Source organism: Flavobacterium sp., from assembly GCF_036759525.1.
Lineage (GTDB): Bacteria > Bacteroidota > Bacteroidia > Flavobacteriales > Flavobacteriaceae > Flavobacterium.
Genome location: NZ_DAIOUN010000013.1, coordinates 13,354 through 27,405, shown reverse-complemented (window position 1 = coordinate 27,405; position 14,052 = coordinate 13,354). Strand labels below are relative to the sequence as shown.

14 protein-coding genes and 1 tRNA gene are annotated in these 14,052 nt (G+C 33.3%); 14 read left to right on the top strand and 1 reads right to left on the bottom strand.

The features are described 5' to 3' along the window. Nucleotides 1-91 precede the first annotated feature (91 nt). The 14 genes from V7M80_RS09620 (at nucleotide 92) to V7M80_RS09555 (ending at nucleotide 12,970) form a co-directional block, all read left to right on the top strand. Nucleotides 92-1,156 carry an anhydro-N-acetylmuramic acid kinase gene (locus tag V7M80_RS09620; protein ID WP_333695697.1) on the top strand — a complete coding sequence of 355 codons (1,065 nt, stop codon included), beginning with the start codon at nucleotides 92-94 and terminating at the stop codon, nucleotides 1,154-1,156. 74 nt (nucleotides 1,157-1,230) lie between these two features. Beyond that, the gene (locus V7M80_RS09615) at nucleotides 1,231-1,926 is read left to right on the top strand and encodes a response regulator transcription factor (RefSeq protein WP_333695695.1); all 696 of its coding nucleotides are present in this window, start codon (nucleotides 1,231-1,233) and stop codon (nucleotides 1,924-1,926) included. 3 nt (nucleotides 1,927-1,929) lie between these two features. After that, nucleotides 1,930-3,303: a sensor histidine kinase gene (locus V7M80_RS09610; protein WP_333695694.1), complete on the top strand. Its 1,374-nt coding sequence runs from the start codon at nucleotides 1,930-1,932 to the stop codon at nucleotides 3,301-3,303. Nucleotides 3,304-3,437: 134 nt separating this feature from the next. Next, on the top strand, nucleotides 3,438-3,941 hold the full coding sequence (locus V7M80_RS09605) for a hypothetical protein (protein ID WP_333695691.1): 504 nt from the start codon (nucleotides 3,438-3,440) through the stop codon (nucleotides 3,939-3,941). A 9-nt stretch (nucleotides 3,942-3,950) separates the two neighbouring features. Further along, complete coding sequence (locus V7M80_RS09600; RefSeq protein ID WP_333695690.1) at nucleotides 3,951-4,403, top strand: hypothetical protein; 453 nt, start codon at nucleotides 3,951-3,953, stop codon at nucleotides 4,401-4,403. A gap of 2 nt (nucleotides 4,404-4,405) precedes the next feature. Continuing rightward, nucleotides 4,406-5,236: a YoaK family protein gene (locus V7M80_RS09595; RefSeq protein ID WP_333695689.1), complete on the top strand. Its 831-nt coding sequence runs from the start codon at nucleotides 4,406-4,408 to the stop codon at nucleotides 5,234-5,236. Nucleotides 5,237-5,414: 178 nt separating this feature from the next. Next, nucleotides 5,415-6,641: a Glu/Leu/Phe/Val dehydrogenase dimerization domain-containing protein gene (locus V7M80_RS09590; protein WP_333695687.1), complete on the top strand. Its 1,227-nt coding sequence runs from the start codon at nucleotides 5,415-5,417 to the stop codon at nucleotides 6,639-6,641. Between the two features lie 10 nt (nucleotides 6,642-6,651). Continuing rightward, entirely contained in the window at nucleotides 6,652-8,037 is a 1,386-nt protein-coding gene (nhaD, locus tag V7M80_RS09585; protein WP_333695685.1) for a sodium:proton antiporter NhaD, read from the top strand. A 51-nt stretch (nucleotides 8,038-8,088) separates the two neighbouring features. Then, nucleotides 8,089-8,784: a MotA/TolQ/ExbB proton channel family protein gene (locus tag V7M80_RS09580; protein ID WP_333695684.1), complete on the top strand. Its 696-nt coding sequence runs from the start codon at nucleotides 8,089-8,091 to the stop codon at nucleotides 8,782-8,784. A 1-nt stretch (nucleotide 8,785) separates the two neighbouring features. Continuing rightward, nucleotides 8,786-9,178, top strand: coding sequence for an ExbD/TolR family protein (locus V7M80_RS09575; RefSeq protein WP_333695682.1), 393 nt, complete (start codon nucleotides 8,786-8,788; stop codon nucleotides 9,176-9,178). Nucleotides 9,179-9,240: 62 nt separating this feature from the next. Beyond that, a complete protein-coding gene (locus tag V7M80_RS09570; protein ID WP_333695680.1) occupies nucleotides 9,241-10,041 on the top strand; it encodes an energy transducer TonB in 801 nt (266 codons plus the stop codon). A 55-nt stretch (nucleotides 10,042-10,096) separates the two neighbouring features. After that, on the top strand, nucleotides 10,097-11,317 hold the full coding sequence (locus V7M80_RS09565; protein ID WP_333695678.1) for a bifunctional folylpolyglutamate synthase/dihydrofolate synthase: 1,221 nt from the start codon (nucleotides 10,097-10,099) through the stop codon (nucleotides 11,315-11,317). 70 nt (nucleotides 11,318-11,387) lie between these two features. After that, nucleotides 11,388-11,462: transfer RNA gene (locus V7M80_RS09560), tRNA-Val, on the top strand. A gap of 272 nt (nucleotides 11,463-11,734) precedes the next feature. After that, nucleotides 11,735-12,970, top strand: a complete 1,236-nt coding sequence (locus tag V7M80_RS09555) for a site-specific integrase (protein ID WP_333695676.1) — start codon at nucleotides 11,735-11,737, stop codon at nucleotides 12,968-12,970. A 120-nt stretch (nucleotides 12,971-13,090) separates the two neighbouring features. On the opposite strand, the gene V7M80_RS09550 is transcribed toward V7M80_RS09555, so the two are convergent. Continuing rightward, complete coding sequence (locus V7M80_RS09550) at nucleotides 13,091-14,011, bottom strand: hypothetical protein (RefSeq protein WP_333695674.1); 921 nt, start codon at nucleotides 14,009-14,011, stop codon at nucleotides 13,091-13,093. Nucleotides 14,012-14,052 lie beyond the last annotated feature (41 nt).

Sequence of the window (14,052 nt, the reverse complement as noted above, 5' to 3'; positions counted from 1 at the left end):
ATCTGTTAATTTGAAGGTTTGTTTTTATAAATTTGAGGGCAAAAATAGTACAATTACCACTAATTCTCAAACGTTTTCGTATTTTTAAGCCATGTTTAAAGAATCCTATCAAGTTGTTGGTGTCATGAGCGGTACTTCGCTCGACGGAATTGATTTAGCTCACCTTTATTTTTCGGTTGAAAACGGCGTTTGGAACTATCAAATTGGGAATTGTCAAACGGTTTCATACCCTAATCATTGGTTAAACAAATTGAAGCATGCCTTACATTATTCGAATGAAGAATTGCAAAATCTCAACAATGATTATACCCAATATTTAGGCAAAATTACATGCGATTTCGTTCAAGAAAATTCACTTCAAAACCTAGACGCAGTGTGTAGTCATGGTCACACGATTTTGCATCAACCTCAAAACGGATTGACGTTACAAATTGGGAATTTACCCGAAATCGCGACTATTACGAACCAAACTGTAGTATGCGATTTCAGAGTTCAAGATGTGGAATTGGGTGGTCAAGGAGCTCCGCTAGTTCCGATTGGTGACAGGATGTTATTTTCTGAATACGATTATTGTTTGAATTTAGGTGGATTTTCGAATGTTTCTTTTGAAGAAAACGGAAAACGAATTGCTTTTGACATTTCACCTGTAAATACGGTTCTAAATTTTTATGCCAATCAAATGGGTTTTGATTATGATGATAAAGGCAAAGTAGCTCGTTTGGGAAAAATCAATACGGTTTTATTAGAAAAATTAAATCAAATTGAATTTTATCAAACAAAATATCCAAAATCATTGGGAATGGAATTTGTAAACGGCACAGCCCTACCTTTGATGGAAGAATTTTCAATTTCGATCGAAGATAAATTAGCTACATTTATTGAACATATAGCTCTTCAAATTGGTTTGGCTTTGCCAAAAAAATCAGGAAAAATGTTGGTTACCGGCGGTGGTGCCTATCATCTTTTTTTGCTGGAGCGAATGAAATACTATTTATCGGAAATAGAAATCGTTGTTCCTGATTTAAAAACCTTAGAATTTAAAGAAGCATTGATTTTTGGTTTATTGGGTGTTTTACGATTGCGAAATGAAGTCAATGTTTTAAGCAGTGTCACAGGTGCAAAAAACGACCATTGTTCCGGAAAAATTTACAAGTAACTAGGATTTCTAATCCTATTTTAACCTTCACACCCAATAAATTTTCGTAATTTGTGATCTTGATATTCACACAAATGAAAAAAATACTCCTAGTTGAAGACGAAGTTCATGTTGTTTCATTTATAAAAAAAGGCTTGACAGAAGAAGGCTATGAAGTTACCGTGGCTTTGGATGGCAAATCCGGTTTAATGCTTCATCAAAACAACAACTTTGACTGCATAATTTTGGACATTATGTTACCGGAAATGAACGGCCTGGAAGTTTGTAGAGAAATTAGAAAAACAAACTGCCAAATACCAATTTTATTTTTGACAGCCTTGGGAACTTCAGAGAATATTGTCTTGGGCTTGGAATCTGGTGCCGATGATTATTTGGTAAAGCCTTTCAAATTTATTGAACTTTTGGCACGTATCAAAACGCTATTGAGACGCACAGAAAACACAAATGGTACTCCCGAGATACAAGAAGAATATGTTTATAGCATTGATGACTTGGCCGTTAATGATTATACCAAAACAGTTACCCGAAAAGGTGAAACCATTTCATTGACAACCACAGAATACAAATTGTTGCTTTTTTTCCTAAAAAACAACCAAAAAGTACTCTCTAGAGGTGAAATTTTAGATGCGGTATGGGGCGTAAATTTTGATATGGGAACCAATGTTGTAGATGTTTATGTAAATTACTTAAGAAAAAAAATTGATTCCAATTCAGAAAACAAGTTGATTCACACCGTTATTGGAATGGGTTATGTAATGAAAGAGAATTAAATCATGAAAACACAAACCAAAACTACCTTACTTTATCTGATTCCTTTTTTGATTGTACTTTCATTGTTCAGCGGATTTGTATATTACTCGTTCTTGAATTATTCACACAATGATTTTTTTAGACTACTTGAAATTCGAGCCCTTACAGCAGCAAAAATTGAACTTGACAACAACTCGGCATCTCATAGTAGAGAAATAAAAGAACTTCGAGATCAGTTTTTTGAAAAACTCCCACAAGAAAAAGATTATTTTTTCCCTTTGGAAGAAGTAGAAACATTCTATGACGAATCTAAATTACTAGGCCTGCCTTTATCTTTTTTTCAAAAAGTTATAGAAAACGGAAAATCAGATTTTAAAAAAGACAACTTTTTTTACAAAGGAATTTTATACAATAGCTCTAAAGGACCATTCATCGTGGTTGCTTCTGCAGAAAATTATTACGAACACCATCACTCTGCCTTTTTAAAACGTACTTTATTTTTCTCCATTTTAGCCGCTTTTGTGATATCGGCACTTTTGTCTTTGTATTTCTCTAAATACATATTTAAACCCATGAGAAAAATGACCGAAAAAGTAAACGACATTAGTTCAGAAAATCTCCACTTAAGACTTGACACCACAACCAAAAATGACGAGTTAAACGAATTGGCGGTTACCTTTAATACGATGCTTGATCGAATAGAAACTTCCTTCGAAACTCAAAATAATTTCATAAGTAATGCTTCTCATGAATTGCGAACTCCCCTTACAGCAATTATTGGTGAAGCTGATGTAGTTTTATCAAAAACGAGAAGCCAGGAAGAATACCAAGAAGCCATTAAAATTATGTTGGTAGAAGCCGAAAAACTTGAAAATAAAACCAGAGCTTTACTCTTTTTGGCACAAACGGGTTTTAATGGTAAAACTCAGAAGTTTGAAAAAATAAGAATAGACCAACTTTTGATGGATGTAAAAGAAACATTAGAAAAAATCAATCAAGATAATAAAGTGCATCTTGACATGAGTATGCTCCCTGAAAACCCCAACATGATTAAAGTAAACGGAAACGAACAACTCCTACATTTAGCTTTTAGTAACATCATTAATAATGGGTGTAAATACTCCAATCATCAAACGGTAAGCGTAGCTTTGGGAGCTTCAGAAAATCACGTATTTGTGGTAGTGAAGGATTTAGGAATTGGAATTCCGGAATCTGAATTAAAATTCATTTACGACCCTTTTTTTAGGGCATCCAACACCAAAAACTATGAAGGATTTGGAATCGGTCTGCCTTTAACTCGAAATATCATCCGAATGCATCGCGGTGAAATTGAGGTAAAATCCATTCAAAATCAAGGAACCACAGTTCAAATTAACATACCGATGTACAAAATTTAACCATTTTAATCTTTCTTTAAGATTCTCTAATCGCATTTTAATTTTAAAACTTCTTTTTAATTGAATTCTAATTTTTGATTAATGCATCTCTAATATGCGACCGATAATTTTGACTCTGTAAAAAAAACAGCGTCATGAAAAAAACCATTTTATTACCCACCGATTTTTCAATTGAATCCTTACACGTTTTGAAAACGGTTTTAAGTCAATCCAAACCCAATGAGACTTTTGATATCATATTTCTACACGGAATACATTTGTCGGATTCAATAAGGGACTTATTGTTCTTTTCAAAACAAAAAATTTTAAACCAAGTAGTTTCTAATGAGTTTAAAGAAGCCTGCTCAGTTATTACCAACACATATGCTTCAAAAATAAATTCAATTCGAAAAGACATTTTTACAGGTTTTACTCAAGCAGCCTTTACAAGTTATACCGAAGCCAATCAAGTTTCGTGTCTTTATTTACCGGCAGATTATACTTGGAATCTTGATTTGAGAAAAAGTTTTGATTTAAAACCATTTGTAATCAAAAGCAAATTACCCATACATTATATCAGTTGGCCAAAAAACAACTCAATTCCTGAAAAAGGTAAAGTTGCTGAGTTGTTTTTCAACGGAATTCCAACACACTCTTAGTTGTATTTTATGAAAATTATCATCACTTATTGTACTGTTTTTCTATTGATAAGCACTACCGTATTTCTACTTTTCTTTTCTTCACAAAGTCCGGAAAAAACTATTGTAGGGAATTGGAGCGAATTGTCTTGGGAATACGAACGTGTAAATCTAAACGAATCCAATCAAACCAAAGAAATAAGTCCGGAAGTCAAAAAAATAATTGGTCAACACCTACTCATTCATGAAGCCGAAGTTTGGCAATTCCTACCTAATGGAAAATTAATTCTTAAAGCCGGTACCGAAGAACGGATAGTGGATTGGAAAATTAAAGGAAGAGGCCACATCCTTCAATTGAAATATGAAAACAATATCATTGAAAATTACAATTTAACAGAATTGGGAGCTCATAAAATGGTACTTAATTTTGACTCCGAAATTCAAGCTAGAGGAATAGCCAAGTTAACTTTTGAAAAATCGTAATCATGCTTAGAAAATTCAGTAATAGCCGTACATTAGAAGACAACCTAAAGCTAGGTGCTCTTACGGCATTTTCAGGGGGTATGGTAAACGTGGCTTCATTACTCATTTTCTTTTCATTTTCTTCAAATGTCACAGGACATTATGCCATTTTAGCCTCAGAAATAGTCAAAGGAAATTTGTATCAAACCGCCATCGTTTTTGCTTGGATATTTTTGTTTTTCTTAGGTAGTTTTATTTCAAACTTAATTGTCATTCATGTTGCTAAAACAAACACCTATTTAGCTCACGCTACGCCTTTATTTTTAGAAATTATTTGCCTTTTGAGTGTTGGCTATTATGGGCAGTTTTACTATCGTGAAACTCTTATTGAGACAGAAATAATGCTCGGAATCCTATTATTTGCAATGGGTTTACAAAACGGATTAACCGCAAGTATTTCAAACTTTGCGGTAAAAACAACCCATCTTACGGGAACTACCACAGATCTGGGTATACTTTTCTCCATGTTTACCAAAAAAGAATTTAGAGAAAATAAAGAATTGCGAGGAAAAGCCAAACTTTTGAGTGTTATTGCAACTTCTTATCTAGCAGGGGCTATTATTTCCGGACTTTTGTATTTTGAAACCGGATTTCAAGTTTTTTACATTGTAAGCCTTTTTCTTACCGTAGTCATTTTTTACGATTTATACCAACTCAAAATTGGGAACTATTTAAAATTGAAGAAAAACAAAACGTCAAAAAGTAAAAAACCGGCTTTTGCTTTAAAAACCGGAATTCCACTACAAACATTTTCAAACATCAAAGAAGAGCAACTTAAAGAAGAAACCGTTTAAAATCCTCAATAGAGGATTTTTTTATGCGTTTTTGATAAAGAAAAATCATACTTTGAGGTCAAAAACTCGAAATGAATCAAAAATGAATCTTAAAATCTGAATAATTTTGACAATATAAAAAAACAAATCTTTTTTAAAGTTTATATTTGCATATCAAAAACAAACGCACAAATCAATAATGAAAGAACTTTTAAAAAAATTTGAAAATAAACAACCTGAAATCATATTCAATTGGAAAGATTCTGAAACAGAAGCCGAAGGCTGGACCGTTATAAACTCGCTAAGAGGCGGTGCTGCAGGAGGTGGAACCCGAATGCGTAAAGGCTTAGATATGAATGAAGTGCTGTCATTGGCAAAAACCATGGAAGTGAAGTTTTCCGTATCCGGACCGGCTATTGGAGGTGCCAAGTCGGGTATTAATTTTGACCCAAATGACCCCAGAAAGAAAGGCGTTTTACAACGTTGGTATAAAGCCGTTTCTCCCTTGCTCAAAAGTTACTATGGCACCGGTGGCGATTTGAATGTAGATGAAATTCATGAAGTAATTCCTATTACCGAAGAATGTGGAGTTTGGCATCCGCAGGAAGGTGTTTTTAATGGTCATTTCAAACCAACCGAGGCTGATAAAATCAATCGTATAGGTCAACTGCGTCAAGGGGTAATCAAAGTAATTGAAAATCCGAAGTTTTCTCCGGATGTCAATCGAAAGTATACCGTAGCCGATATGATTACCGGATATGGTGTTGCCGAAGCAGTTAGACATTATTATGACATATACGGCGGAACTGTTGTTGGAAAAAAAGCCGTAATTCAAGGTTTTGGAAATGTAGGATCTGCTGCGGCTTTTTACTTGGCAGATATGGGAGCCAAAATCATAGGAATTATTGATAGAGAAGGCGGAATTATCAATGAAGAAGGCTTTACATTTGAAGAAATTCAACGGCTTTTCTTGAATAAAGACGGAAACAAATTGGTATCTCCAAATATGATTCCTTTTGAAGAAATCAATCAAAAAATTTGGACAATAGGTGCTCAAATTTTTGCCCCTTGTGCGGCTTCCAGATTGGTACAACAAAATCAAGTTGACCAAATGATTTCGGCAGGATTAGAAGTTATTTCAAGTGGAGCGAATGTCCCTTTTGCAGATAAAGAAATCTTCTTTGGTCCCATAATGGAAGAAACCGATGCAAAAGTAAGTTTGATTCCAGATTTCATTGCCAATTGTGGAATGGCTCGCGTATTTGCTTATTTTATGGAGAAAAAAGTTCAAATGACAGATGAAGCCATTTTCTTTGATACTTCTGAAACCATCAAAAAAGCCATAGAAAAAACACATGCAATAAATAATACCAAAACCAACATCAGTGCAACTGCTTTTGAAATAGCTCTTAAACAATTAACCTAATCTACTGCAAATGACTCTTTTTATCATTTTATTGTTTGTAATCGGATACTTAGCTATCACTCTTGAACACCCGCTAAAGTTAGACAAAACCGTTCCATCTCTTTTGATGGCAGCCGTTATCTGGGCGTTTTTATCATTAGGCTTCAATAACGGATGGTTTTCCATTATTGATTCCCACGGTCATGTTTTTAATATCAATCATGACGAAGCCGGTAGTCCTACCAAAGGATTTTTAGATAATTTAATGCACCATTTTGCCAAAACTTCCGAAATATTGATTTTCTTGATAGGTGCCATGACTATTGTTGAGATCATTGACTTACATAGAGGCTTTGACATTATTAAAAGTAGAATTAAAACTACTAACAAAGTTAAACTTCTTTGGACACTTGGAATCGTAGCTTTCATTTTATCAGCATTAATTGATAATCTAACAGCTACCATTGTTTTAATAACCCTTTTAAGAAAACTAATCCCTAAAAGAGAATATCGAATCTGGTTTGCTTCTTTAATTGTAATTGCTGCCAATGCCGGTGGTGCTTGGTCTCCTATTGGAGATGTTACCACTACCATGTTATGGATTGCCAATAAAGTTACTGCTATAGGACTATCGGAATATGTTATTGTTCCCTCAGTAGTTTGTTTTGTAGTCCCTTTTTTGATAGCTTCAAAACTAAAAGCTTTCAAAGGAGAAACACCTCGTAAACAATATGAAGTAGATGTCGATTCAGAACGCCTTTTAAGTAGTAAAACTATGCTGTATGTGGGATTGGGTTCTATAATTTTTGTTCCGGTTTTTAAAATGATTACCGGATTACCCCCCTATGTTGGTATGATGTTCAGCTTAGGATTTGTTTGGTTATTTTCTGAATATGTTAAACCCTACGAAGGTTTTAATAAAAAAGACAAATATTTATATTCAGGCCATAAGGCCTTAACAAAAATCGAATTTTCAAGTATATTATTTTTCTTAGGAATTTTAATGGCAGTAGCTGGTCTAGAAAGTTTGGTGTTTGGACAAATTGGAGGTAATGATACCGGAACTTTACGTTATGCCGCAGAAAGCCTTTCAAATGCAATTCCAAATATGGATATTGTTGTCATTTTGTTAGGAATACTTTCATCTGTAATTGACAATGTACCGCTAGTTGCTGCTTCTATGGGAATGTATACTTATGAAGTAGATAGCCCAATATGGCATTTTATTGCCTATTCAGCCGGAACAGGTGGAAGTATGCTAATTATTGGTTCTGCAGCCGGTGTAGCTGCTATGGGTATGGAAAAAATTGATTTTATTTGGTACTTAAAAAGAATTACTTGGTTGGCTTTTGTCGGATTTATTTCCGGTGCTCTTGTTTTTATGTTCATAGAACACTACATTCGTTGGACAATTTAAAACACTAATATTACGTTATTCAATTTATCAATCTAAAAACATTTAAATTTTATGCAATCAGCAGATAGTTTAGCAACCGCTCAAAATGCATTAATGGAAGATCAACCTGTAGAGAAAACCCTTTCTATTTGGGAATTGGTTACTAGTGGAGGAATTGGAGGACAACTCATAATGTTAACCTTAGGGTTACTCCTTTTTGTAGCTCTATACCTTTATTTTGAAAGGCTAATGGCTATTAGTGCGGCTTCAAAAATTGATGTTAATTTCATGAACAACATCAAAATGAATATTTTAAACGGTAAAATTGATGCTGCCAAAATGCTATGTGCTCAAACCAATTCTCCTGTGGCCAGACTCACTGAAAAAGGGATTTCAAGAATTGGAAAACCATTGGAAGACATAAACACAGCTATAGAAAATGCAGGTAAACTTGAAATTTATAAATTAGAAAAAAACGTAAGTATTCTTGCTACAATAGCGGGAGCTGCTCCTATGATTGGTTTCTTAGGTACAGTTATTGGTATGATTCTTGCCTTTCATGAAATGGCAAACGGAGGGGGGCAGATTGAAGTGAAAGCACTAGCAGGTGGTATTCAAACCGCTATGACCACTACGGTTGCCGGACTAGTAGTGGGTATTATCGCTTATATGGGGTACAATCATGTTGTGGTAAAAACAGACAAAGTTGTACATCAAATGGAAGCCAATGCCACTGATTTTCTTGATTTATTAAACGAACCATCATAGTATGAATTTTAGAGGACGCAATAAAGTTACACCCGAATTCAGCATGTCTTCCATGACTGATATCGTATTCTTATTATTGATTTTTTTCATGTTAACTTCTACTATGGTTACAACAAATGCCCTTGATCTTGTTTTACCCAAAGCCAAAGGCATTACGGCTAAAAACCAAAACGTTTCACTTAGCATTACTAAAGATTTACTTTATTTTATTGATAAAGAACCGGTTCAAGAAATAGATTTGGAAACAAAAATTTTGGCTCAATTTCCCAATAAAGACGAAAAATCACTCATACTGAGAGCAGAAGAAGGGGTGCCAATTGAAAAAGCAGTAGCCATTCTTGATATTGCCAATAGAAATCAAATTAAAGTGGTTCTGGCTGTAAGACCCAAGTAATATAAATTAATGACTCCAATTTTATCCTTTTGGAAGAAATTGTAAGTAAAAAAAGGTTTGTTATGAAATATCTAGAAACCGAACACGAAAAAAAATCATTTGTTTTAGCAAGTGCTATAATGGCCATTTTGCTTTTACTTATCCTTTTTTTAGGTTTATCTTATATGGACCCACCACCCGAAAATGGAATTGCTGTAAACTTTGGGAATACCGATTTTGGATCTGGTAATGTAAATACTACCGAAACTGTACAAACAGCTCCACAACCCACTGAATCAAATCCAACAACCAGTCCAACTACCGAAAACGTTATTACACAAGACGATGTTGATGCCGCTGTAATTAAAGAAACCAAAAAACCCAATCCAATAAAAGAAGTTAAGGAAGTTACACCTAAAAAAGTAGAAACTCCTAAACCTTCAAAGTCTACTACCGATGCTTTATCTAGTTTACTTAATGGCCCAAAAAATGACGGAAAAGCTAATGACGGAGACGGGACTACTACTACTGCCGGTAATCAAGGAAAGTTAGACGGTAGTATCTATGCAAATAGCTACTATGGCAGTGGTGCAGGTACAGGAAGTGGAAGTGGTCGATGGGGATTAAACGGAAGAAGATTAACCCATCCGGGTGCCGTAAAAGCCGACTGTAACGACGAAGGAACTATTGTTGTTGAAGTCAAAGTAAGTAAAAACGGTTCGGTTATTAATGCCAAATTTAGCCCAAGCGGTTCTAATACAACCAGTAAATGTTTACAGGAAGCCGCTATCAAATCGGCCTATAAATACAAATGGAACGAAGACAGTAATGCACCTGATAGCCAAGTTGGATTTATAGTTTTTAACTTTAGAAACGGAGAATAATAGAATAATAAAAACAGTTGTAAACCTCACATTAGTGGGGTTTCATTTTTTAATCATGAATTATCAAGAAACTGTCAATTGGTTATTTAACCAGTTACCTATGTATCAAACTCAAGGGGCTTCGGCTTATAAAGCCGATTTATCCAATACTATTTTATTGGCCAACCACCTGAAAAATCCCGAAAATAAACTAAAAACCATACATGTAGCCGGAACTAACGGCAAAGGCTCTACATCTTCATTACTGGCGTCGGTTCTACAAGAATCGGGCTACAAAGTGGGATTGTATACTTCGCCTCATTTAAAAGATTACAGAGAACGAATTAAAATCAATGGCATAGAGATAAAAGAAGAATTTGTGGTAGAATTTGTGGCAAAACATAAAAGCTTTTTTGAAAATTACCATTTCAGTTTCTTTGAAATGACTGTAGGTCTCGCTTTCGATTATTTTGTAAAGGAAAATGTTGATATTGCAATAATAGAAGTAGGTATGGGTGGTCGTTTGGATTCAACCAATATTATCACTCCTTTATTGTCTGTTATTACCAATATAGGACTTGATCATACTCAATTTTTAGGTACCACTTTGGAAGCTATAGCATTTGAAAAAGCAGGTATTATTAAGAATAAGGTCCCGGTTATTATTGGCGAATACAATACTCAAACTAAACCCGTATTTCTAAAGAAAGCACTTGAAACCCAATCTGAAATATACTTTGCCAGCGACTTAATAAAAGAAACCTACCCCACTAGTTTGAAAGGAAATTATCAAATACAAAATTGCAAAACCGTTCTTCAAACTTTACACATTTTAAAACAAACTACCGAGTTCAACATAAATGAGAACGCTATAAAATCAGGATTTCTTAATGTGATTGAAAATACTGGTCTTCAGGGAAGGTGGCAACAATTGGGAAATAACCCAAAAATTATATGTGATACAGCTCATAACAAACACGGACTTTCCAAAGTGCTAACACAAATAGAAAACGAAATATTTGAAGAATTACATATTGTAATGGGAATCGTTAACGATAAAGATATGAATGAAATCTTACCTTTATTTCCCAAAAAGGCAAAATATTATTTTTGTAGCCCAAAAAATTTGAGAGGTTTAAATCCCAAAATTCTACAAGAAAAAGCATCTGATTTTGGACTTAAAGGTCAAGTATACAATTCTGTTTCAGAAGCTTATTATGAAGCTAGCCAAAAGGCAATGCCCAATGATTTTATTTATGTTGGAGGAAGCACTTTTGTTGTTGCTGAAATAATTTAATTTTTTTTGATTATTTATTTGCAGATACCAAAAAGTGTTCTATATTTGCACTCGCAATCAAGCACTAATCGGGCGATTAGCTCAGCTGGTTCAGAGCACCTCGTTTACACCGAGGGGGTCGGGGGTTCGAACCCCTCATCGCCCACACATTTAAAAACAAATGGTCACAAAAGCCGATAAATCTTAAGATTTATCGGCTTTTTGCTTTGGGGCATATACCAAATTATTCATTCAATCTTAATGCGAAAGGGACAAAATCGAGACCCTAAAAATTTTTACAATTTTGGGTCTCGCTAAATTCTCTCAAGCACTGTAAACACTGTACTAACAACCAGTTTAATACTGGTTCAAAAAGTGTACATCTTGTTTACTAAAAGTTTAAAAATTAAATTGAATACTAATTAAAAGGTCACCACCATGAAAGCAAAAATCACTGTGCATATTTATGCAAAAACTTCAAAAGCTAACAAAAACGGTCAATTGCCAATTTATTTCAGGTTAACTGTAAATGGAGAACGCTTTGAATTCAGTACCAAAAAATTCATTGAAAAATCAAAATGGTCCTCGGAACAATCAAAAATGAAAGGCAACTCAGAAGAAGCCAGGTCATTAAATAACTATCTGGATTTAATTAAATCAAAGGTTTTTGACATTCAAATGGAATTACTTCATAAGAACGAAGAATTATCATTGGAGAATTTTAAATCAAGATTGACTGGAACTCATGAACGTGAGCGAATGATCATTCCAATTTATCAAAGCCATAATGATAAAATTAAAGATTTGATTGGAAATGGTTATGCTTATGGAACTTTAGAGAGATTTAAAATTTCATTAAAACACCTTCAGGAGTTTATCTTTTGGAAATACAACGTGAGAGATATAAGTATCAATAAAATCGACTATGCCTTTGTAACCGAGTTTGAATTTTATTTGAGAAGTGTAAAAAAATGCAATAACAATACAGCTGTTAAATATGTTAGAAATTTTATAAAAATCATTAAGATTTGCCTAGATAATGATTGGTTGGATAAAGACCCAACTACTCGATATGAAGGCAAAATGAAAGAAGTAGAAAGAGACTTTTTAACCGAAGAGGAACTATTGAAAATCTATAACAAAAAAATATCATCTGAAAGACTACAATTAGTTAGAGACATTTTCATTTTTTCATGCTACACTGGTCTAGCTTACATTGATGTAAAAGGACTGAAAAAAGACCATATTGGTATCGGCATTGATGGCGAAAAATGGATTTTCAAAAACCGTCAAAAAACAGAAATAAAATCTAAAATTCCAATTTTACCAATAGCTGAAGAAATTATTGAAAAATATAGTAATCACCCTAAATGCTTAAATGAAAATAGCATTCTACCAATACTCACTAACCAAAAAATGAATGCCTATTTAAAGGAAATTGGTGATTTATGCGATATTCCTAAAGAAATAACTTTTCACATGGCTAGACATACTTTTGCTACTTCGGTAACACTTACAAATGGAGTACCTATTGAAACCGTTAGCAAAATGTTGGGTCACAAAAATCTACATACTACCCAACACTATGCAAAAGTTTTGGACAAAAAAGTTAGTGAGGACATGTCTTTACTAAAACACAAACTGACTATACAACCCATTTCAAAAAGTTCTTGAAGTCATAAATCGCAATAAAGTGCCCACAAATCAATTCCATAATGATAGATACTTAGTTTGTTTCAAAACATTTATATTTTTAGAGATTTCCAGTTTTCAATTTATACACTTAAAATTGAATTACTTTACAGCATATAAAAGTATTGCAGGTGCAACGAGTTGACTTTTATGAGGTTTTTTAAAAAACACAAATGCAAAATCACGACTAATCATCCCGTTAATATTGATCATATCATTACTTAGCTTTTTTGTGTTCAAATCGTATGTTTTCGTGTAATAGTTAGTTAAATTCGATATTTGATATTTTAGTCGGGTTTGATCACTTAATTGTGGTTGAATGATAGTATTGTTTTCATCAAAGTAATCTTGTAATTCTAAACAAATGAATACATTTTTGTTGTATAGATTAATTTCATATTCTTCTAGATTTACTTCAACTTTATTTTTTGTTCCCTTTTCAATTGTTAAAATTGGACTCTCAAATAGCAATTCTTTAACCTGTAATTGTAATAAAGTCATAAAATCCCCAACCTCATTTGCAGTATAAAACTTTATCTTGTAACTTGTTTTATAGGTGACCTTTTCAACAAAGAAAGTCATTCTTTTTATCATCATGTTTTTTAAATCATTTTCACGAAATAAAATTCCATAATCTAGATTTTTTGATAAAGCAGCAGATTTGTTTTTTATAAACCTTGATTCTTCACCTATTACAATCTCTTTCGGTTTTGAGTTAGAAATGATTACCTCATCTAATTCATAAACAGTTCTGTTAAGCAAAACAACTTCAGTTAGATTTTCCTTTTTAAAACCAGCTATTTTGTAGTTAAATTTAGTAAAAGCTATTGAGTCAAAGCTAATTTCTTTCGGCAAACGTGTTATACTGTCTTTACTGGTTAAGTTAGAAAAAATTGGTTTATTATTGAGATAAAGCGTATAGTTTACTTCACCAATAAATTCAAGTGTTTCTTCATCTAAAAGAATAAACTTTTGACTTTGTGCATAAGTTATTGAAATGAAAAATAATAATAGATATTTCATAATCTTTTTATGTAATCTTGATAAACTAATTTATACCGGTC